Raw genomic sequence first — 22,439 nt, 5'->3', positions numbered from 1 at the left:
GCATCTAATTTAAATGCGGTTTTAAGTTAACCTAAACTTTAATCCTTTAACAATGCCAGTATTTTTTCAAGCTTTTGGTGATCAAGCTCGCCCATTTGCTCGCTATTACTTAGCGCATAAATAACGCCCTCGTGTTCAGCGCAATCAACGTCTTTTCGTGACTCAATAACGTTAGCCCAAAGCTCTAAGTCATCTAAATCTATTTCACCACTCAAACAGCGTTTAATTACACCAACTAATACGTCAGTTTTTAATGTATATAAGGGCGCTTGACCATATGCAGGCGTTGACACAATAACCGATATTGCATCGTCTCTTTGTGCCGAAAACGTAATAAATTCTGCTAATGCTTTTTGTATATTCATAATGTTTGTTATTCTTGGTGCTCTACTGTTGATAAGAACTAAAATGACTCAAACAAACTGCAGCCAATGTAATACAGTGCTTAACTGTAATGTAAATAATATAACCGCATGTTGGTGTAACCAGTTACCTGCCATTTTACCCCTAGACGCAGCTGCAACAAGCTGTTTGTGCCAAACCTGTACACTTAATAAAATTAATCACTACCTTGAAGAGCTATATACCCAACCAATTAAAGATCAAATTGCGTTTGCAAAAGCATTTAAAGGAAACGATAACTTAATTGAAGAGCTCGACTACACGATGCAAAATGGATACATGGTATTTAGTAAGTGGTTTTTTTTAAAGCGAGGAACCTGTTGTAAAAATGGCTGTAATAACTGCCCGTATGGATACAAGCTGTAAAAAGTTTCAAAGTGAATAAAACATTATTATCACCACAGAGAAGACAAGGAGCAGTGCAGGAGAAGTAATTTTAAAACCAATCAACCGTTACGCTCTACTCAATGTAGCGTGCTGCGCCTCGGTGCGCTCGGTGGTAATTAAATGCTATTAAGTAATACAACAAAAAGTGACTTATTCACCACAGAGAAAACAAGGAGTAGTGCAGGAGAAGTAATTTTAAAACCAATCAAACGTTACGCTCTACTCAGTGTAGCGCGCAGCGCCTCGGTACTCTCGGTGGTAATAAACATTTAAAGTTACCCACACGTAGGCGTGAAGCTTGCTCACGCAAAGGTTGTTAATGTGACTATGTATAAATTAAACGTGCCAGCAAGCAAGGCGCCTACAAAAATTGCTTGTTATGGTATTTTCACTTATACATCTTTGGTGATAGGCAATGAATCACTCGCGCCCCACTCACTCCAAGAACCGTCATAAACACTTAAGTTTTTATAACCACATTCATCAGCAAATAAAGCTAAAATACACGCTGTAATACCTGATCCACAGCTAAATTGAATATACTCTGCAGTACCTACAGCGTTCTCAAATTTTATCTTTATTTCTTCAAAAGCTTTAGCCTCGCCATTAGTTAATGTATCTAAAAAAGGCAATGAACGGCTTTGTGGTATATGCCCACCTCGCATGCCTTTTCGAGGTTCACTCTCTTCACCAGTAAAGCGTTTATAGGCACGCGCATCTAACAATATAGTATTTGCATCATCTATTGCTGCTAATACTTGCTGGCGGTCAATAAAGTAATTTGGATTATAACTTGCTTCAAAATTACCACACGTTAAAGCCTCACTATAACCGTGCTGCACTGCATAGCCGCACGCTAACCACTTTTTAAGGCCGCCATTTAAAACCTTTACATTGTGATGCCCCATGGCTTTTAGCATCCACCACGCCCTTGCAGCACTAAATAAGCCAGCATCTTCGTATACCACAATAAACGAATCATGGTTTACACCCGCATGCTGCATAACCTGTGTAAACTGCTGTGCATTACACATTGTGCTTGATAGCGGGTTTGATTTATCTGCTAGCTCATTTTTTATGTCAAACCGCTTTGCATTGGGTAGCATAGCTTCAGGCACATAAGTTCCTAAAACACCGGGGCGAAGCATACCCGCATCAAACAAAACTAAAGTAGGGTCGTTTAGCCTTTTTTGTAATTGCTGACAGGTTATTAGGTTTTTGATTTGATACCCTTTTAATAATAGAGCTAATGGGGTTTGGAGTAATAATCAAAATATTACTCAATTATCGCTCTTATAAGTTTCTATGAAGGATTGCGAACTACTTCAATTATTTCCGTAGTTGAAATGGAAGGTGTTCTAGTTAAGTATTGTACGTCACATAACGTTTTGAAGTTATCGAATTTACCTGCCCAATCATCCCCCATTACTAACAAATCTGCATCATGTTCTTTTATATAATCGCCTTTGAGCTCAAGGGAATGCTCTATAAAAATTTCATCGACACAGCGTAAAGAACTAATTATTTTAACTCTATCACTTTCGCTATAAACTGGAGTTCTACCCTTCTTTTGCATATTGAGTGCATCTGATGATATCCCAACAATTAAATAGTCACCTAAGGATTTGGCGCGTTCTAAAATGTTAATATGACCGACATGAACAATATCAAAGGTACCAAATGTAATAACTCGTTTCATTCATAACTCTCTAAGTAATTAACTATACGGTCAGCGCAATTTCCATCTATTTTTCCTGCAAGCTGCTCTATAATTTTTTTCCGGTTAAATCTAAACTCTTCCGATTCTGAGGCACACAACTGAACTGCAGATACAACATCACTGAACTGTTCAGCCCTTTGACAAATTTTGTGAAAATAATTTATGTCCTCATCAAGCCGTGCCTTAAAACGATAAGAAAATATACCTCTATAATTCCATCGCAACTTGTAAAAGTCACACCACACAACAGGCTTATCTAGAGCTGCAAACTCAAATATAGCAGACGACGCGTCTGATAACATTATGTCTGCAACCGCTAAAAAAGGCGTTAAGTTAAATTCACTTTCACTTGTTAAATAAACATTATTATATTTTTGCCAGCGCATGATTTTACTTTTTTGTTTTTTATAACGCGGTTTAGACAAACTAAAAAAGTGTGGTTTTATAATAATATTATAATCAGGAAAACACTCTGGAAAATCATCGCTCATACACTCAATAGAGCTCGGATAAAAAGTGGGGGCATATAAAAGTGTTGGCTTATTCTTATCTAAACCCAACCCAGCCAAGTCAACTTTTTCGACTGAGTTGTTAATAATTGGATCTAATTTCGCATAGCCGCTATCAACAAAATTACCATTTGGATATAAGTTTTTTAATCGTTTTAAACGATGTTCACCTTCAACAAAGCGAACGGTAGTCGTTGTGTTTGATACATCGTAGTAGCAGCTTTTTGGACCTATGCCATGCTGCATTAATACACTTTTATTATTGAGCTTATCAACGTCTAAAAACGCATTACCAAACACGACCCAATCACACTCAACACCCTGATAGAAATCTAATGTATTTGATTTATCTTCCAACCAAATTGCTTTTATTGAATGTTCAACTGCGAATGTCTCGCAAATATCTATAAATTGTTTTTCTTGAGATCTATAAAATACTAATGCGCATTGATGACCTCTTTGTGATAATTTTTCAATTACAGGTATATATTGAGGTAAATAATAAATATGCTGGACGTCGAAATATACAAACATGAAAAATATACAATAAAGTAACAATATTGTTCATTGTACATAAGTAATGGCTTGTATTGTAGGTAAACAGAAAATAATGTTTATCCACTATATGTTAATAATGTCGCTTCTTAATGGCGCCATTTTTGACAAAATTTTATTTTGAATAGGATGAGGTATGTTTTGCTCATTCATGGCATTCACCAACAAATCAACAACATGATTAAAATCTTTTTCTGTTATATTCATGCCGGTGTGTATGTCTACCATTGAATCACCTGCGTAGCTGTATTTACACGGACCATCAGTAAGCATGCACATATGCAAAATAAAACCTTGACGAAAATGCGCTATGTTTGTGTGCTTAAAATAGTGAAATACCTGCTCGTCGTTGCCTATTTGATTAATAAAGCTATCAATTAGTTTTTCTATGCCGGCGTTGCCGCCAATTTGGTAATATAAAGTAGGCGGTGCTTTATTCGTACAGCCCATTAAAATACCAACACATAAAAACCCAACTGCAATTAACTTCATTACCAATACCCTGTTACCGATAAGTACCAACCCGTTTGATCGTCTGCCCCTGCAATACGCCCTAAATCTAAATATGCGGCAGTTACACTCACGTTTTTATTAGGCATCCAGGCAACAAAAACGTCTTTCCAGTCTTGCTCACCCAAGTTTAAGTTATTCGCTTTTTGACGATACTCAATACCGATTGCCAATTCACGACTTAAAAATACAGCGGTGCTACCTTCAAATAAAAACGCGCTTTCCGCATTGCCGCCACCATAACCGAGTAGTCCCAGTTCATTGGCTTCACTATAGCGTGTTGTTACATTCCAAAACCAGTTATAACCTGCAAGTGCACCTAAGTGAAGCTTACTGGCAGCCAAGTAATAATCTGTACCGCTGGTATCCTCTGCGCCAACAAGTTTGGCTACGGTGCCGTCATCTAGCGATTTATGCTGTATACCTAAACTTAACTGCGGCAATTGGCTGTAAACAATATCACCATATAAACGTATTTTTGCACTGGTAATCGATTGCTCTATTTCTGTGTTAAGTGCTGGCACGTCAAACTCTTGTTTTGCGTAACTTAGCTCTACCCGATTAAATAAGTTTAACTGCGCACCACATACATTTAATGCGTAATCACTCACATCAGCTCGGCTACAAAAACCATTTACCGAAAATTCATCTTCGCTCGCATAACCCGCAAGCTGAGCCCAAGGCACAATACCGCCACCGCCGCTACCTTCAACTTGAGATACACCAGGTGTTGCTAGTAACTTTCCGCTACTGTTGGCAACCGTTGGCAAACTTATTAGCAATAAAACACTGACAAATAAATGCTTAATTTTTACCATAGTATTCTTCCAGCCATTGTTCTAATAAATCAGCTTTTAAAGGCCGGCTAAGGTAGTAACCTTGTGCATGGTCGCACTGCATTGTTTTAAGTAAAGCTAACGACTCTTCGGTTTCGACCCCTTCAGCCACCACCGAAAAACCTAACTGATGCCCAAGCGTAATTGACGACTGCACTATGAATTGATCTTTTTGAGAGGCATCTAGTTTTAAAATAAAACATTTATCAAGCTTAAGCTCATCAATAGGCAACATTTTTAAACGCCCCAGCGATGTTTGCCCTACCCCATAATCGTCAAGCGATATTTTAACGCCAATTTGTTTTAAATCTTTAAGCGCTTTTATGCCCTTTTCTTCGTTTTCTATCATGTCGCGCTCGGTTAATTCAATGGTGATTAACCTTGCATCCACATTATGTTTTTTAAGCGTAGCGACTAACGCGGCATGAAACCCCGGAAACGCAATATCTTGTGCAGATACATTAATAGCGGCTTGAAGCTCAATACCCTTCGACTTCCAGTCGGCAACTTGTGCAACAACGGTATTTATTACCCATGCAGTTAGTTCAACAATTAGCCCTGAGCGCTCAGCTAAATCAATAAATAACTCGGGATTAACCCAGCTGCCATCTTTACGCTGCCAACGAATAAGCGACTCAACTTTATCTATTTTTTGAGTTTGCATATGCAGCTTAGGCTGGTAGGTCATAAACAGCTGACCATCGTCGTCGCTAATAGCTTGCTTTAATTCATCAAGCATAATTAAACGATCTAAGTGGGCCTCGTCCTCGCCATCTTGGTAATAATGTATATGGTTTTGGTTATTGGCCGCATTTTCTACGGCAATAAGCACTCGCCTTACTAAGTCGTCACTGGCAGTACCTTGCGATGGGTACTGCAATACCCCGGTACTAAACTGTAAGTTAATTTTTAGCTTTTGAATGGTATAACACTCTTGGAGCCTAGCAATTAATCCCTCTATGCCGCACTTTTTCTCGCTAACCGCACTGCTTGGAAATACCGTTAAAAACTCATCTCCCCCAATACGCGCATGAATCCCACCAAACTCATCCGAAAACTCACTTATTCTGCATGCCACGGTTTTTATACATTCATCGCCAATGCGCGGGCCAAGCTTATCGTTTATATGGCGTAACCCTTTTATATCAATAGCTACAAGCGTATATTGAGTTAATTCGCTTAATTCTTTGTCCAACACTTCCAACATCGCAGAGCGATTATAAAAGCCGGTTAAAGTATCGTGTCGCGCCTGAAAACTAATTTGTTGTTCACGCTTGTTGATGTCGTTACCCATGTTGTCGAACGCATTAACTAAGGTCGTTATTTCTGTGCTTTGTTTTTTACCTTTAAACTCAAAATTATAATTACCTTGCGCAAACTGCTTAGCAATTACAACCAGCTGAGAAAGCGGCGTTGTTAAGTTATTTGCTAATAAGCTACTTGTTATTACACCTACAAACATCGTTAAGATAGACAAAATAATAAGGGTAAAAAATAGCTTTTCAAAATCGCTATAACTTTGTGTTAAATCGGCGCTTAATAAAATAATAATTGGGTGTGTTGCCAAAGAGGCTAAATTAATATCTCGGTTTCGGTAAACCGGGTACTCGCCAAATATTCGTGAGGTGGTGGCCGAGTTAAAATAACTCACCGGTTCAAAAGGCGTTGGGCGCTCATCTAGCGAGCTAATTACTAGGTTGTCGGCACTGCCTACAAAACTTACATCCATGCCCGTTAAGCTTTTAAGCTCACTTGCAACACTGTCGTCTATTTTAAAGCCTACTAAACTGTAAGCTATGGTTCTTGGGGCTTTTACAGGTAATAAAATAACCTGGTAAAGCTCATTGTTTAACACTACAAATGTGGATTGCTCTTGTGCGTTAAATAGCTCTGCGAGTAAAGGTCGCAAGTCGTCTTCAAAGGCACCTTGCTCTAAATTTGACGAAATTAGCTGACCCGATAAATCTATAAGCAACATTAATTGCGCGTCTATCCGTTGGCTGTGATTATACAAAACACTGCTTATGGTACCCGCATCGCGCGTGGCAACCGCTTGTTTAAAACCAAAATCGGCAGTTAATACTTTAGCTGCTGTTAACAATAGGCTTTCTTTTGAGGTTAAATATTGCTTATAAACGTTTTGCGCAACACTTATGTCTTGGTCTACTTTTTGTTCTTGAAACTGACTTGTTGACCACCAAAAACTAGCAACACTCACAAGCGTTGTTAATAACACCAGCCCTACGCAGAGTGAGGTAATTCGGTTTTTTAAACTATGAGTCATTACCAGCCTTAAATTTGCTACCAAAGGTGTTTCTTGGTGCTGGTGTAGATGTGTTTACCGTCATGGTGTGTTTGCTTTTAGCGCTTACTGTTATAATTTTTTTATTCTCCAAAGGTGCTGTTTGCAAAGCGTGCCATACGCTTAATTCAATCGGTAATAGGTTATTTGGCAAGGTTACTTTGCCTTGCTTATTTGTTTTATAAACATGTTTGCTACCTGCCACATATATGTAGCCAACCATGGAGTCGTGAATATTACACCCCAAAACAACGACTCCTTGATTATCAAAAGTAATAGGTGCTTTTGGTTGCCCTGAATATAACTTTAGCTGAAAAGGCTTAGCTTGCGAAAAAGAATACACATGGTGGCGAATATTATCGCTATTTGGAAAGTCAACTTGCTGCCCTTTTTGCACCACTAATAGCTCTGGCAAAAACTGTTTATGAACTTGGTCCATAGTGGCTACAGGAAGATTTGGCTTGGCTAATTGCTCGGCGTTAAAGTGTAGCTCAATAACAGCATTTGCTAGTTTACTACCGTGTTGATCTTCTACTACCAACTCCAGTGCAGCGGCGTTAGAAAAGTAACCAAAAAACAAACCCATGGTTAAAAAACGGCAACTTTTAGTTATTTTTTGCAAACAACGTTCAAACATAACAACACCTAACTATTAACGTTAGGTTAAGGTAATTAATTACAGGGGTTAATTGCAAGGAATATAGCCCAGTAACTAAAAATAAAAAGTTAGCCACTGGGTTTTTTAGTTCTTTAGTATGGCTATTTTACAATTAAGCCATAATCAGCGTCTAAAATAGAAATGACCTCTTGGCGCGGATCTTCAGGAATAGTAATTGCTTCACCAACTATTTTGCTGGCAATACCCACATAAGTATTAGACACTTCAAGCATGACTGATTCGGGTAAAATATACTCTTTTGCTAATTTTTCACGCTCAGCCATGCGATCTTTGTTTAGTAATACGTCGCTTTCTGGCACGTTATTAATTAACAATTGGCGAAAGCCTTCTTTAGAGTTTTCAACAATTTTACCATCTCGATACGCAGCGCCATCCCATATACGCGATGAATCTGGTGTACCCACTTCGTCGATATAAATAAGCTGTTGTGCACCATTTAGGTCTTCTACATAACCAAATTCAAACTTGGTATCTACAAAAATTTGGTCAAGCTTGGCAAGCTCTTTACTAATTAAGCCAAAGCCTTCTACTAACAGCTTTTCGTATTTTGCAACGTCGTCTTCCGACTTAAAATTAAATACGTCTAAGTTATTTGTTATGTTCTCGCGGGTAATATTTACATCGTCTACTGGCGGTATGTCGGCAACGCCTTCAATAATCCCCTTGGTTGATGGCGTAATAAGTACATTATCGAGTTTTTGATTCGCGTTTAACCCTTCAGGTAAATCTATACCGCAAAAGTTACGTGTCCCTTTAGCGTAATCACGCCACATGCTACCCGTAATATATTGGCGCGCTATCGCCTCTACCTTAACGGTGCTTGCTTTACGAACAATCCATACATATGGGTGCGGAATATCCACAATATGATTGCCAGCTAAGCCTGCTTCGTCAAATAATTTAAACCAATATGATGCAACGGTGTTAAGTGCTATCCCCTTACCCGGCACACCACTTAAGCCATTTTCACCTTGCCAAATACAATCAAACGCTGAAATACGGTCCGAAATCACCATAATAGCCAGCTCAGTACCTGCAGGTACTTTGTAGCCTTTATCTTTAATTAATCGTGCACTGTCTTCGTCTGTTAGCCAATAAACTGAACGCACTTTACCACTGTGTACTTCACCTTTGGTGCGGATGGGTAAATCATCGTTTATGTCTAAAACTTTATAGCTAGTCATGCTATCTCCGGGGTTAGGGATGCTCTATGAGCAAAGTATGGTATGGGGTTATGTGCGGTATGATAATCCAGCCAACTTCAAAGCTCAATCTTGGGCTTGAAACTAAATAACTTGAACTTTGGTTAAGAGATTTAGCAAGAATATTTATATGGTTGTCACAATCGGGTAAACTAGCTGTGCTATAGAGTCGAGGAGCTAGCTTGAACTACTTAACCACCACCAAAAATAAAAAATACTTAATGTATATATCTCAAAATTATTCATACGCAATTTTGAGGCCTATTCAAGCGGCCATATTAGCGAATGGTGGTCAGGTACGCTGGTTTTTACAAGGTAGCTCTGTAAACCCTGACTTTTTAACACCCGATGAAATACGTCTGAATTCAATAGACGACATTCACAACTGGAAACCCGATGCTACGTTTGCACCGGCTAATTTAATTCCTACGTTTTTTCCGGGTATTAAAGTGGGTGTATTTCATGGTTTTGATGCCGGAAAACTTGATAAAAAAGGTAACAACGACCACCTAAAAGCAAGGGGCTGCTTTGATCTTTACTGTACTCAAGGCCCCAATACCACAGTGCCATTTAAAGCCTTACAAAAAAAGCTTGGTTATTTTAAAGTAACTGAAACTGGCTGGCCAACGCTCGACCGCTTGTTTACTGGCGAATTACAAAACCCATATACCAGCAAAGCCGACACTCGCCCTACACTTTTAATTTGTTCTACTTTTTCAAAACGTTTATCACTTGCACCTAAACTTTACGAGCAAATAAAGCACTTTAGCGAAACAGGAAAGTGGCGCATATTAATGCAGTTTCATCCTAAAATGCCTATTGAGCTTATTAATAAATACAAAGCGTTAAGTAATCAAAACTTAACGTTTATCGAAACCGACGACGTAGTCCCCTTATTAAAGTCGGCCGATGTAATGCTGTGTGATACCTCGTCGGTGCTTTTAATGTTTATAGTGCAACGCAAGCCTGTTGTGACCTTTTGTAATAATGCCCCAGACAAGCACTTACTAAACGTAACAGTTCCAAATAAGCTAGAAGACGCGATAGACCTTGCATTTACCTACCCTAAAACATTGATGCAAAATATAGAAAGCTATTGCCAACAGCTACACCCATACACAGACGGTAAATCAAGTGAGCGAGTAGTGGCTGCAACGAATGAGTTTTTACATAGTGACGAAAAGCTAAAACCTAAACCGTTTAATATTATTAGGCAGTTTAAAACGCGTAAAAACCTTAATTATTGGAAGTGGTAAACAAAACAATGATAAGCCTTAATAACGTTACTTTTAAATGGCATAAAAACGATAAAACGCCCACGCTAACTGTTAGCAAACTTAACATTGAAAAAGGCCAACATGTTTTTTTACATGGCCCAAGTGGTTCGGGCAAATCAACGTTACTTGCCTTACTTGCCGGTATAAATAAAGCCACCAGCGGCAATGTCACGTTACTAAACCACACCTTAAATACCCTAAGTAACACCCAGCGAGATGTATTTAGAGCTGACCACATTGGTATTATTTTTCAAAACTTCAACTTACTTCCTTACCTATCGCCTATTGAAAACGTAATACTGGGCTGCCAATTTTCAAAAAAGCGCCAACAAAAAGCATTAAGCCACTCTGCCACATTAAATAATGAGGCAACACGGTTATTAAACGCGCTGGGGTTAACCGAGCAATATCATAATAAAAATGTGGCCGAATTAAGCATTGGCCAACAACAACGCGTGGCCGCCGCACGCGCATTTATTGGTAACCCAGAAATTATAATTGCCGACGAGCCAACTTCAGCCCTTGATACACAAAACCGCGAAAGCTTTATTAACTTATTGTTTGAACAAGCGAGTAATACAAACAGCACACTGATATTTGTAAGCCACGACGAAAGCTTAAAGCCGCTGTTTAATCGCTCAATCGACTTAGTAAGTTTGCAGGAGACATTATGATCCTTACAAAGCTTGCTTTAAAAAGCCTAATAAATAGACGGGCAAGTGTTGTTTTAACACTGTTTACCATTGCCGTTAGCGTGATGTTATTGCTAAGTATTGAACGTGTTAGGGTTGATGCTAAAAGCAGCTTTAGCAATACCATTTCGGGTACCGATTTAATTATAGGAGCCCGCACCGGCGATATTCAATTACTGCTTTCATCAGTATTTAGAATTGGCCACACCAATAATGGCGTGAGCTGGCAAAGCTACAATTACATAACAAGCCAACGCGGCGTAAAGTGGAGTATTCCTATTAGCCTTGGCGACAGCCACAAAGGCCAAGCTGTGTTAGGCACAACACCCGATTACTTTACCCATTACCGCTTTGCTAAAAAACAACATTTGAGTTTTAGTGCAGGTAATCCTTTTAGCACTATTCACGGCGTGGTATTGGGCAGTGAGGTGGCAACAAAACTAGGCTACAAGCTGGGCGATAGCATTGTAATATCTCATGGTATGGGTAATACCAGTTTTCATCATCACAACGACAACCCGTTTGAAGTAGTCGGTATTTTAAACCCAACGGGTACCCCGGTCGACAAAACACTGCATATACCGCTTGCCGCTATTGATTTAATTCACGGCGGTAACGCAAGTCATAAGCACGATGAGCACGATGAGCACGATGAGCACGATGAGCACGATGAGCACGATGAGCACGATGAGCATAACAACCTAACTGGTCACCCTAAACAAATCACTGCATTTTTAATGGGGTTTGATTCGCCTTTATATACACTACAAATTAGGCGTAATATAAATCAGTACAAGCCCGAGGCTCTATTAGCTATTATGCCTACCGTCACGCTAAAAGACTTATGGGAAATGCTCGCCATTGTTGAAAAAATACTACTACTTTTTTCATTTGTTGTCGTGCTAATAAGCCTGCTCGGTATGTTAACCACGTTGCTTGCAAACCTTAATCAACGTCGCCGTGAGCTTGCTATATTACGCTCAGTTGGTGCAAGGCCATGGCAGCTATTTACACTTATAAGTATGGAATCCTTGCTTACAACATTTTTAGGCTGTGTGCTTGGGTGTGCATTATTTTACGCCACCTTATTTTTAGGAGCCGACTACCTACAAAGCCATGCGGGTATTAGTGTAAATATAGCTATGCTTTCACGCTATGAACTCACCCTCATAGGCGTTATTATGGCGGCGGGTTTTATTATTGGTTTAATACCAGCAACTCGTGCTTATTTTTACTCACTCAGCGACGGCATGAGTATAAAAACATAATGTTTAGGAATTTTATGACACTTTTTAAAACAGCTTTAAATGCTTTTTGCATATTAAGCTTAGCTATTATTAGCTTTTCAAGTAACGCTAACCCACCTAAAGAAATTTTTTGGGAAGACTTAATTCCAAAAGGCCATGTGCAAATAGATACCCAAGCACAAGCAAACCACGAAGGCAGCGATCAAAACTGGGTACAGCCCGACCTAGACGCCCCTGTAGTAAAAGAACTAGACGGGCAATCTGTCAGCTTACCCGGCTTTGTTGTACCGCTAGAGGGCGATAGCGAAGTAATCACCGAATTTTTATTAGTACCGTATTTTGGCGCCTGCATACACGTACCACCACCGCCACCTAACCAGCTTGTACACGTTACTATAAAAGGCGGCGTACCAATCGAAAGCCTTTACGATGCAATTGTAGTCACAGGTATTATTACAACAGAAACCTGGTCAGGTGAATTAGCGCAGGTAGGTTACAAAATGCAAGCCGTAGGCGTAGCGCCGTTTGAGCTCTAAAAATCTTTCAGTTTTTCTTGCAACGCTCTTAGTCTTCTCTGTGGTGATAATAATGTCTTATTCACTTTGTTAACTAGGTGCAAAGCCTAAGCTACAAAACAATTTCTACCACTAGAACACTGAGGCGCTGCGCGCTTCACATAGAAGAGCGTAATACAATATATATGTTTTAGAATTACTTCTCCTGCACTGCTCCTTGTCTTCTCTGTGGTGATAATAATGTTTTATTCACTTTATCAACTAGGTGCAAAGCCTAAGCTACAAAACAATTTCTACCACCGAGAACAACGAGGCGCTTCGCGCTACACTGAGAAATGCGTAATACAATATATTTGTTTTAAAATTACTTCTCCTGTACTACTCCTTGTCTTCTCTGTGGTGATAATAATGTTTTATTCACTTTATCAATTAGGTGCAAAGCCTAAGCTACAAAACAATTTCTACCACCGAGAACACCGAAGCGCTGCGCGTTGCACCGAGAAGAGCGTAATATTACTTCTCCTGTACTGCTCGGTGCTCTGTGTGGTGACATCATCACTTTTATATCAAAACAACGCGCGCCTAAAAATAAAGCAAAACATCTGGGTAATTTTAATCGTGACCGCGAAGCTTGCCCACGCAAAACATAAAACCCAGCACCAACCCAAATATATAAGCTCCCACAAAAAAAGCGCGGGTAAAGCCTCTGCTACAACGAAACCTTCTAAAGCGCAGCGTCTCTAAGCCTCTTTGTGAATAATTGACATTTAAATAAAACCTTAATGCACTAAGAGAAGCAAATGAGCAGTAAATGAGAAGACCAGAGCCAATTAGTTTGAGTTTATTTTCCATCATCTAACACACCGAAGCGCTACGTGCTATAAAGATCAAATATACTATTTGCTAGTAACTTCTCCTGTACTGCTTCTTGCCCTCTCTGTGGTGAAAAAATCGTTTTTGTAAATAACGCTCACCAATACAAACCTTAGTGACTATTCTGATGACTGCCAGGTACCTATGATCTGATAACTGACAACTGCTTTCTACTAATTCATATTTGACAACTAAATGGGGCCTTAAAGCTTTTCTAAAACATGCTCTGCGCGGCTTACTGTGAACTCTTTGCCCTCTTCTACAAATAACTCAGTAACAACCGCGTTATTCACAATCATCGCGTAGCGAGATGAACGAATACCACCAAAGCCAGCGGTGTCTTTTTCAAGCCCGAGTGCTTTGGTAAAGCTTGCATCACCATCGGCTAACATTAAAATTTCTTCAGCGTTTTGCGAGTCACCCCATGCTTTCATTACAAAGGCATCGTTTACCGAAACACAATAAATAGCATCAACTCCTTTTGCTTTAATTTTATCAGCAAGCGTAATAAATTCAGGTAAATGCGCATTTGAACACGTTGTCGTAAACGCCCCCGGCACAGCAAATAACACCACTTTTTTACCATCAAATAATTCTTTGTTAGTCAGTGTTTGCATGCCTTCGCTTGTTAACTGCGTAAGTGTAACCTCTGGTACGTTTTGGCCTTGTTCAATCATGATAAACCCTTAAAAATATAAATAACGAATAGCCCATAGCATAGTGGACTTTGCTAATAGACGCAGCTTTATTATCAATAAGCATAAATACAAATTTTTCACACAATATACGTTAAGGTAAAAGTTGGAGTGCTCATCTACTAATGCGAACTTACAGTCGCACAGCGAATTTAATGTAGGCGCTTTGCTTGCTAACGTACTTTGTTTATAGATAGTTAAATAACCTTTTGCGTGAGCAAGCTTCACGCCTACGTGGAAATAACTCTAAAAATAATTACCACCGAGCGCACCGAGGCGCTGCGCGCTACACTGAGAAGTCCGTAATACAATGCATTGGTTTTTAAATGGCTTCTCCTGCACTGCTCCTTATCTTCTCTGTGGTGATAATAATGTTTTATTTACTTTATCAACTAGGTACGGCGCCCAAGTTACATAACAAGTTTGACCACCGAGAGCACCGAGGCGCTGCGCGCTACACTGAGGAAACATACTATCTTCTAGTATCTTCTCCTGCACTGCTCCTTGTCTTCTCTGTGGTGAATAAGTCACTTTTTTAAATAACGCTCATCATTACAAACCTTAATGGCTATTATGATAACTGCCGCCAACTCAAACGGAAAACTAACATCTGTAACTGCCATCTAATACCTAGAAACTTCAACCTTATAACTAGCAACTCAAAACCACTATGTAAAAACGCTTTTTTCTTTCTTACTAACGTATTTATTGCTAACCTCGCATTAACGTATTTACTTACTATAAAAATTGGCTAACGGAATAATTATGCTCAAAAAAATATCGTTACTTATCGCATTAGCATTAAGTGCAAACGCTTTAGCAAAGGGAGGCGTATCACCATACTTACCTTTAAACCAAGCACCAGAGTTAGAGCATAATGTAGAGCGCCTTTTAGCAGTAAGTAAAAATACCCACATTATGAGCAGGCCTTATAAAGCGCACGATATATACAATGTGCTGCAAACCATTAGACATAGTTACCCAGAGCTTTATCAAACTCTGTCGTACCAAATAAGCCCGTATATTCAAAGCGATGCAGGCGCATTTGCTAAAGCAACCTTTGCTGCTGGTACAAAAAACAAAACACTGCCAAACCAACGAGGGCAAACCACTAAAACCAACTTAATTGTTGAAGGTGGCGCTTACGCTAACTTTGGCCGTTACTTTGGTGTGAGTGTGGCAGGCATTGCAAACGAAGACGAAATACTCCCAACCCAAAGCTTTATTTACCTAGGTTATAAATACGCACAGCTCGATATAGGCTACCGTGAACATTGGTATTCACCTTTTAACGACAGCGCCATGCTATTAAGCACACACGCTAAAACAACGCCATCAATTACCATAAGTAATGTTGAACCAATAACCAGCTTTAATATTCGATACGATATGTTTATTAGTAAAATGACTGAGCAGCGTGGAATTTTAAAAGAAGGTAAACAAAGTGGGGTAGAAAGAGTATTTGAACCAGGTAAACCTTATTTATACGGCTTACATATTAGTTTTGCAGCAACAGATAACTTAACCATTGGCCTAAGCCGTTTAATGCAATTTGGTGGGGGCCCGCGTAGCGTCACAATAAAAGACTTTGCAGAAGGCTTTTTTACACCCGGCGCTAAAGATAACGTAGGCAGCGATGATGCTAATGCATTTGGTGAAAACTTTGAGCTGGGTGATCAATTAGGATCAATCACGTTTGAATACAATAATAGCCTATTTGATTTACCGTATGAGATTTATAGTGAAATAGCCCTTGAAGACACACTAGGTGGCTCTCGTAATAATGCTTATAGTTTTGGGCTTTATTTACCTTTTGTTGCAAATAACCACAGCTTACGTTTTGAACACAGTAATTGGCAAAAGCTTTGGTATGCTAACGGTTTATACCTAGACGGTAATCGTAACTCAGGCAACGTAATTGGCCACTGGGGGGGCGATGAACACGACTATACCGACTATACCCCAGCTAAATCGATGAGTGTTAATTGGCATTGGCAGCTTAGCGCTAAAGAAAGCTTAAATACAACATTTCGTGGCCTTACAAACAAACGTGATGGTTACAAAACCAGTTATGAACTACAAACAGCCTATACGCGTAAACTAAACAAACCTGTTTGGGGTGCTAAAAGCCTAGGCGCTGAGCTTTATGTAGGTAAAGATGTGTATGGCGAAGCATTTTCGAGAATCGCCCTCTCAGCTAATTTTTAAATTCGAAGGTGCGAAATTTATTTCGCTTGAGCAAGCTTCACGCCTACGTTGAGATGATTTAAGGATTTAATTACCACCGATAACACCGAGGCGCTTCACTGAGAAGACCGTAATACAATATATATGTTTTAAAATCACTTCTCCTGCACTGCGCCTTGTCCTCTCTGTGGTGATAATAGTGTTTTATTCACTTTATCATTTAGGCAAAAAATTTAACCGCAAGACAATTTTGACTGCTGAGAACACAGAGGTGCTAGGCGCTAAATAGAGAAGAGCTTATTACAATAAATTGGTCTTAAAATCACTTTTCATGCACTGCTCTCTGTCTTCTCTGTAGTGAAAACAATGTCTTATTCACTTTATCAGCCAAATACAAAGCTTGCCTAAAAACAAAAAAACCGTGTTTAAACTAAACACGGTTTCATAATTTTAAAATAAGCCAAATTGTTTATTACAAATTAACCACATTGTTTAATGTTGGTGCATTTTCACCATTAACCAATGTATTTAAATGCTGTGCAAACTCTTTACCCAGCTTTTCATCGCGCATACCGTATTCAACAATCGCCTTTAAATAACCAAGCTTATCGCCACAGTCGTGTGCGCGGCCACTCATGTGAAATGCCTCTACAGTTTCTTGTGCCATTAACGCATCAATAGAGTCAGTTAACTGTATTTCACCACCAGCACCCACAGGTGTTTTAGCAAGTAACGGCCAAATATTTTTACTTAATACATAACGGCCAACAACAGCTAGATTTGACGGCGCAGCATCAACCTCTGGCTTTTCAACCATAGTTTTAATTTGGGCGCTTTCACCAGCAACTAATTGCACACCATTAATGTCGGCAATACCGTATTTACTTACGTCATCCATAGCAACAGGTTCAAGCATTATTTGGCTAGCTGCGGTTTCGTTAAAACGAGCGATCATAGCAGCTAGGTTTTCTGTTTTTTGGTTTGCTGTGTATGCATCAAGTATTACATCGGGTAGTACAACTACAAAGTCATCATTACCTACAATGGGTTTTGCACACAATATAGCGTGGCCTAAGCCTTTAGCTTCGCCTTGGCGAACGTGCATAATAGTCACATCGCTAGGGCAAATAGAGCGCACTTCTTCAAGCAATGTGCGCTTAACGCGTTTTTCAAGCGTTGCTTCTAACTCATAGCTAGTATCAAAGTGGTTTTCTATCGCATTTTTAGAGCTATGTGTTACTAACACAATCTCTTTAATGCCTGCAGCTACACACTCGTTAACAATGTACTGAATAAGTGGCTTATCAACTATAGGGAGCATTTCCTTCGGAATAGCTTTCGTCATTGGTAGCATACGTGTGCCTAAGCCGGCAACAGGAATAACTGCTTTCATAAGTAGTCCTTTATTTTTTAAATTAATTATTTTTAAACTAACAGATTAAATATAGATGGGGGATGAATAAAAAATACATTGTAAGCTGTCAGTTATTTAAAAGCACAGCTTTAATTAAGCTGTGCTTTTAATTAAGCTTATTTATAAAAGTTTTTGTACCATTTAATTAACTCGCTAACGCCTTGCTCAACACCAACTTGAGCTGTATAGCCCGTCGCATTAAACAGGTCTTGCGTATCAGCGTAGGTTTTATACACATCACCCGCTTGCATTTCGCGGAAGTTTTTATTTGCCTCAGTACCAAGCTCAGCCTCGATTGCTTCAATAAATTTCATTAAGTTTATTGGGCTACCGTGGCCAATATTATAAACAGCATAAGGGGCAGAGCTAGTAGCTGGCGAGCCACTTTCTACACGCCAGCTTGGGTTTGCTTTAGGTATAACATCGGCAGCGCGTAAAACACCTTCTACAATGTCATCAATATATGTAAAGTCGCGCCACATATCGCCATTATTATTTATATCTATCGTATCGCCTGCTAATATTTTTTTAGTAAAAATATACGGTGCCATATCTGGGCGACCCCATGGTCCATAAACCGTAAAAAAGCGTAAGCCTGTGGTAGGTAAACTATATAAATGAGAATAGCTATGAGCCATTAGCTCATTTGCTTTTTTAGTCGCCGCATAAAACGATACTGGGTGATCAACACTGTGGGTAGTTTCAAATGGCGTTTTTTCGTTTAGGCCATAAACAGAGCTAGACGAGGCATAAACAAGGTGCTTAACATTATTATGTCTACAGCCTTCAAGTACGTTTAAATGCCCCACTAAATTTGAGTCGGCGTAGGCGTCTGGGTTTTCTATTGAATAACGTACACCCGCTTGCGCAGCTAAATGTATTACTTTATCAAACTGCTGCGCTACAAATAACTCGCTCATCGCTGCACGTTCGCTTATATCAAGCTTAATAAACGTAAAGTTTTCGTGGTTTTCAAACTGCGCTAAGCGTGCAAGCTTTAAACTTACATCGTAATAATCGTTTAGGTTGTCGATACCTATAACAACATGGCCAGCAGCCAATAACTTTTGACAGGTTGCAGCACCTATAAAGCCTGCAGCACCTGTAACTAAGTATTTCATAACTTCCTAATTTAAAGTTAAAAGCCACATCAACCTAAACTTCAGCGGCTTTTAAAACAGTATCTAATAACTGATATTCTAATCAATCACTACCAAATAAATCACGCGTGTACACTTTATCTGCAATGTCGCTTAGCTCTTCAACCATACGGTTAGAAACCACAACGTCAGATATCTGCTTAAACTCATTTAAGTCTTTTATTACGCGTGAGTGGTAAAATTCACTCTCTTCAAGCACTGGCTCATAAACAACCACCTCAATACCTTTGGCTTTAATGCGCTTCATAATACCTTGAATAGCAGAGGCTCTAAAATTATCAGACCCTGTTTTCATTACTAAACGATACACACCCACAATATTAGGGCTGCGTTTTATGATTGAATCAGCAATAAAGTCTTTACGTGTCGTGTTTGCATCTACAATTGCACCAATAATATTATTTGGAACATTTTGGTAATTAGCACGCAGTTGCTTGGTATCTTTTGGTAAGCAGTAACCACCATATCCAAACGATGGGTTGTTATAATGGCTACCAATTCTTGGATCTAACCCTACACCTTGTATAATTTGCTTGCTGTTTAAACCGTGTGCTTCTGCGTAGCTATCAAGCTCATTAAAGTACGCTACGCGCATAGCAAGGTAAGTGTTAGAAAACAGCTTAATTGCCTCAGCTTCAGTTGAGTCAGTAAATAGCACTTCAACATCTTGCTTAATGGCGCCTTGCTTAAGTAAGTTAGCAAAAATAGTGGCGCGCTCGCTTTGCTCTCCTACAACAATACGTGACGGGTGTAAGTTATCGTAAAGGGCTTTGCCTTCACGTAAAAACTCAGGAGAGAATATTAAATTACCTGCATTTAACTGCTTTTTAATATCCGCAGTAAACCCAACCGGAATGGTCGATTTAATTACCATTACCGCATTTGGGTTATGCGCCATAGCATCTTTAATTACGGCTTCAACCGAGCTGGTATTAAAGTAGTTATTTTCAACATCGTAATCAGTAGGGGTAGCAATAATTACGTAATCAGCATTTTTATACGCAGCTACTTTGTCGGTAGTGGCTGTAAAACTTAAGTCATTACGTGTTAAAAATTCACTAATTTCAGTATCAACAATTGGCGACTGTTTGTTATTGAGCAATGCTATTTTATGCTCATCAATATCAAGTGCGACCACTTCATTGTGTTGCGATAAAAGCATAGCGTTCGAAAGGCCTACATAGCCCGTACCTACTACGGCAATTTTCATGTTAATCCTTTAAGGTTTAGTTATTAATTAATACATGTGATTTTATCAGACTTGTATAGCATTAGGTATTAGATTTAAGCTTACTGTTATTTACCGTCCGAGTATTGTTTTTCTGGCAGGTCTAATTTGCGTCTAAAAAAGTTAATAATTTTGCAGTAATTAATTAAAATCACTAGGTAGACAGCGAACATAACTATAAAGCTGTAAAACATTAAAAATTCTGGAATAACAAAAACTTCACCTATTATCCCCACCCCTGCAAATACTGATGCAACACTACATATTAAAATAAGGGTTTGTGTTGGCGAGCAACCTAAACGCTGGCAAATATGGTGCAAGTGCTCACGGTCAGGTTTAAAAGGCGATTTACCTTGTTTTACTCTGCGTATCATAATGGCAACCATATCCATAAGAGGCAATGCAATTAGCCACAGGGCAGTAACCGGGCGTATCATCGGGTTACCTGGGGTTTGGCTTGCACCTATAAGCAGCCAAATAACAGTAAAACCAATCATCATGCTGCCCGCATCACCCATAAATACCTTGCGCTCACGCCCTATTAGCCCCAAGTTCATAACAATATATGGGACCATACAAACCACTAATAGCAAGCATAGGTAACTTAAGCTTTTTTCGTTACCCATACTTAGTAAAATACCAATAGCACCAAAGGTGACTATCGACAAACCACCCAGTAAGCCGTCAATACCATCAACCATGTTAAATGCGTTTATACAGCCAATAACGGCAAATACGGTTATTATTCCACCTATATATCCATAACCCAACGCTATTTCACCAAAGCCTAAAATATTACCAAGTGTAACCAATTCAGCTTTTGCAAAATAAATCATCGCAACCGATATAACAGCCTGCACTAACATGCGTATTTTTACGCTTAAATCAAAGCGGTCATCTAAAGCCCCCACAGAAGTTAAACCAACAATGCTACACATATATAAATTGGCGTGGTTAATCATACCTGGGTGAGAATATATGTACTGCACAATAGTAATACAAATAGCCACGCCGCCCACTAAGGGTATATTACCCGTATGAAGTTTGCGACCAGAGGGTTTATCAACTAAACCTACTTGCCTAGCAACTTTTCGCATTAGAAAAAGAACTGCAAACGCTATAAAAAAAGTAAAAAGGAGGTCTAGGAGCATAATGAGCCTAATATATTGTTGTTAATTATTATCATAGTATTTTAAATCTATCCGTTTTAACTGCTAGCGTAACTTTTTATAAGCAAACTTTAATAGCTTATTAGGAGCGCAATGGAAGAAAAGTCTACTTATAATCAATACAAAGTTTTTTAATGTAACTTGCTTTAAAATATACATATATTTTAATCGAAGTGAGACCTCATGGAAGGCTTTTAAAAGGCCCTTTCTTCGCTCAACAGTAGCCTCATTTAGTCTATACTTTAGCAAGACTTCATCCAAATTAGCAAAACGGTAATTTTTACTTAATAGTATAAACCATAGTGCCATATCCTCAGTAAGGTTTGTATCCGTAGGGTAAAGATTATCACCTTCAAATACATTCGCTCTGAAGACAACAGTAGGGTGAATAAAAGGGCATCTTGTGATACTGAATGTTTTTAAATTTTCATGTTCATGAGGTAATTTTTTATACTTTAAAGCAAAAGATGCCCCAAATTCACTGCACGCAGTGCCTAAAACATCTACCTCTGAGTGTGCATCTAAAAATGCTACCTGCTTTTCAACTCTCTTAGAAAAAGATATATCATCACTATCCATTCTGGCTATATAATCGTAATTACTTTTTAAAGCTTGTTTTATTAGGTGGTTGAGGGCATGAGCTAAACCATTATTTTTAGAACAGCCAAAAAAAGTAATGCGTTCATTTGAATAAAAAGCTTGAAGCGTAGCATTCAACTCATCCGACAGCTCACCATCTTTGTATATATATAAATCACAGGAATAAGTTTGACTTAGAATACTATTAATTGCTTCAAGTAAATACTCACTATTATCTGAGTGATAGACTGACATTATAACTACAACTTTAGCCATGTATTAAAACCTACTATTGGAATTA

At 39.0% G+C, this 22,439-nt stretch carries 21 protein-coding genes; 6 read left to right on the top strand and 15 right to left on the bottom strand.

All coding sequences use genetic code 11. The features are described from left to right. Nucleotides 1-38: 38 nt before the first annotated feature. Nucleotides 39-365, bottom strand: coding sequence for a hypothetical protein (locus AC27JL_RS00790; RefSeq protein ID WP_487194583.1), 327 nt, complete (start codon nt 363-365; stop codon nt 39-41). Between the two features lie 43 nt (nt 366-408). Between AC27JL_RS00790 and AC27JL_RS00785 the strand changes: the two genes are divergently transcribed. Continuing rightward, complete coding sequence (locus AC27JL_RS00785; protein ID WP_487194582.1) at nt 409-768, top strand: DUF5522 domain-containing protein; 360 nt, start codon at nt 409-411, stop codon at nt 766-768. Nucleotides 769-1,181: 413 nt separating this feature from the next. On the opposite strand, the gene AC27JL_RS00780 is transcribed toward AC27JL_RS00785, so the two are convergent. The 8 genes from AC27JL_RS00780 to AC27JL_RS00745 all read right to left on the bottom strand — a co-directional run bounded on the left by AC27JL_RS00780 (nt 1,182) and on the right by AC27JL_RS00745 (nt 9,084). Next, nucleotides 1,182-2,012 carry a sulfurtransferase gene (locus AC27JL_RS00780; protein ID WP_487194848.1) on the bottom strand — a complete coding sequence of 277 codons (831 nt, stop codon included), beginning with the start codon at nt 2,010-2,012 and terminating at the stop codon, nt 1,182-1,184. An 80-nt stretch (nt 2,013-2,092) separates the two neighbouring features. Further along, nucleotides 2,093-2,488, bottom strand: coding sequence for an FAD synthase family protein (locus tag AC27JL_RS00775; RefSeq protein ID WP_039036343.1), 396 nt, complete (start codon nt 2,486-2,488; stop codon nt 2,093-2,095). Beyond that, nucleotides 2,485-3,552: a CDP-glycerol glycerophosphotransferase family protein gene (locus AC27JL_RS00770; RefSeq protein WP_248518656.1), complete on the bottom strand. Its 1,068-nt coding sequence runs from the start codon at nt 3,550-3,552 to the stop codon at nt 2,485-2,487. The genes AC27JL_RS00775 and AC27JL_RS00770 overlap by 4 nt, the downstream gene beginning before the upstream one ends. An 87-nt stretch (nt 3,553-3,639) precedes the next feature. Further along, on the bottom strand, nt 3,640-4,065 hold the full coding sequence (locus tag AC27JL_RS00765) for a group I truncated hemoglobin (RefSeq protein WP_487194581.1): 426 nt from the start codon (nt 4,063-4,065) through the stop codon (nt 3,640-3,642). After that, the gene (locus AC27JL_RS00760) at nt 4,065-4,901 is read right to left on the bottom strand and encodes a DUF3034 family protein (protein ID WP_487194580.1); all 837 of its coding nucleotides are present in this window, start codon (nt 4,899-4,901) and stop codon (nt 4,065-4,067) included. The genes AC27JL_RS00765 and AC27JL_RS00760 overlap by 1 nt, the downstream gene beginning before the upstream one ends. Further along, nucleotides 4,888-7,203, bottom strand: a complete 2,316-nt coding sequence (locus AC27JL_RS00755; RefSeq protein ID WP_341219634.1) for a bifunctional diguanylate cyclase/phosphodiesterase — start codon at nt 7,201-7,203, stop codon at nt 4,888-4,890. The genes AC27JL_RS00760 and AC27JL_RS00755 overlap by 14 nt, the downstream gene beginning before the upstream one ends. Next, nucleotides 7,193-7,858: a methylamine utilization protein gene (locus AC27JL_RS00750; protein WP_487194579.1), complete on the bottom strand. Its 666-nt coding sequence runs from the start codon at nt 7,856-7,858 to the stop codon at nt 7,193-7,195. Before AC27JL_RS00750 ends, AC27JL_RS00755 begins: the two co-directional genes overlap by 11 nt. Before the next feature lie 122 nt (nt 7,859-7,980). Then, nucleotides 7,981-9,084, bottom strand: a complete 1,104-nt coding sequence (locus AC27JL_RS00745; protein ID WP_487194578.1) for a phosphoribosylaminoimidazolesuccinocarboxamide synthase — start codon at nt 9,082-9,084, stop codon at nt 7,981-7,983. Between the two features lie 200 nt (nt 9,085-9,284). On the opposite strand from AC27JL_RS00745, the gene AC27JL_RS00740 reads away from it, so the two are divergent. The 4 genes from AC27JL_RS00740 to AC27JL_RS00725 are packed head-to-tail and all read left to right on the top strand — an operon-like array spanning nt 9,285 to nt 12,854. Next, a complete protein-coding gene (locus AC27JL_RS00740) occupies nt 9,285-10,358 on the top strand; it encodes a CDP-glycerol glycerophosphotransferase family protein (protein ID WP_487194577.1) in 1,074 nt (357 codons plus the stop codon). Between the two features lie 8 nt (nt 10,359-10,366). Next, nucleotides 10,367-11,053: an ABC transporter ATP-binding protein gene (locus AC27JL_RS00735; protein WP_487194576.1), complete on the top strand. Its 687-nt coding sequence runs from the start codon at nt 10,367-10,369 to the stop codon at nt 11,051-11,053. Further along, nucleotides 11,050-12,339 carry an ABC transporter permease gene (locus tag AC27JL_RS00730; RefSeq protein ID WP_487194575.1) on the top strand — a complete coding sequence of 430 codons (1,290 nt, stop codon included), beginning with the start codon at nt 11,050-11,052 and terminating at the stop codon, nt 12,337-12,339. The genes AC27JL_RS00735 and AC27JL_RS00730 overlap by 4 nt, the downstream gene beginning before the upstream one ends. Before the next feature lie 14 nt (nt 12,340-12,353). Continuing rightward, nucleotides 12,354-12,854 (top strand): DUF3299 domain-containing protein, encoded by a 501-nt coding sequence (locus AC27JL_RS00725; protein ID WP_487194574.1) that lies wholly within the window; start codon nt 12,354-12,356, stop codon nt 12,852-12,854. 1,055 nt (nt 12,855-13,909) lie between these two features. On the opposite strand, the gene AC27JL_RS00720 is transcribed toward AC27JL_RS00725, so the two are convergent. Then, nucleotides 13,910-14,383 (bottom strand): redoxin family protein, encoded by a 474-nt coding sequence (locus AC27JL_RS00720; RefSeq protein WP_487194573.1) that lies wholly within the window; start codon nt 14,381-14,383, stop codon nt 13,910-13,912. Between the two features lie 783 nt (nt 14,384-15,166). Here AC27JL_RS00720 and AC27JL_RS00715 point away from each other — a divergent pair. Beyond that, nucleotides 15,167-16,609, top strand: coding sequence for a capsule assembly Wzi family protein (locus tag AC27JL_RS00715; RefSeq protein WP_487194572.1), 1,443 nt, complete (start codon nt 15,167-15,169; stop codon nt 16,607-16,609). A gap of 451 nt (nt 16,610-17,060) precedes the next feature. Here AC27JL_RS00715 and galU read toward each other — a convergent pair whose 3' ends face one another. The 5 genes from galU to AC27JL_RS00690 form a co-directional block, all read right to left on the bottom strand. Then, complete coding sequence (gene galU, locus AC27JL_RS00710; protein WP_487194571.1) at nt 17,061-17,981, bottom strand: UTP--glucose-1-phosphate uridylyltransferase GalU; 921 nt, start codon at nt 17,979-17,981, stop codon at nt 17,061-17,063. 137 nt (nt 17,982-18,118) lie between these two features. Then, nucleotides 18,119-19,123 (bottom strand): NAD-dependent epimerase, encoded by a 1,005-nt coding sequence (locus AC27JL_RS00705; RefSeq protein WP_487194570.1) that lies wholly within the window; start codon nt 19,121-19,123, stop codon nt 18,119-18,121. A gap of 82 nt (nt 19,124-19,205) precedes the next feature. Then, nucleotides 19,206-20,372, bottom strand: coding sequence for a nucleotide sugar dehydrogenase (locus tag AC27JL_RS00700; protein ID WP_487194569.1), 1,167 nt, complete (start codon nt 20,370-20,372; stop codon nt 19,206-19,208). An 86-nt stretch (nt 20,373-20,458) separates the two neighbouring features. Next, nucleotides 20,459-21,541 carry a UDP-N-acetylglucosamine--undecaprenyl-phosphate N-acetylglucosaminephosphotransferase gene (gene wecA / locus AC27JL_RS00695; protein WP_487194568.1) on the bottom strand — a complete coding sequence of 361 codons (1,083 nt, stop codon included), beginning with the start codon at nt 21,539-21,541 and terminating at the stop codon, nt 20,459-20,461. A gap of 63 nt (nt 21,542-21,604) precedes the next feature. Further along, nucleotides 21,605-22,414: a glycosyltransferase gene (locus tag AC27JL_RS00690; protein ID WP_487194567.1), complete on the bottom strand. Its 810-nt coding sequence runs from the start codon at nt 22,412-22,414 to the stop codon at nt 21,605-21,607. Nucleotides 22,415-22,439 lie beyond the last annotated feature (25 nt).

The organism is Pseudoalteromonas sp. 4NS20-0020 (genome assembly GCF_057554385.1).
Note: the sequence above shows the minus strand (reverse complement) of the source record. Positions and strands in the feature narration are given on the sequence as shown.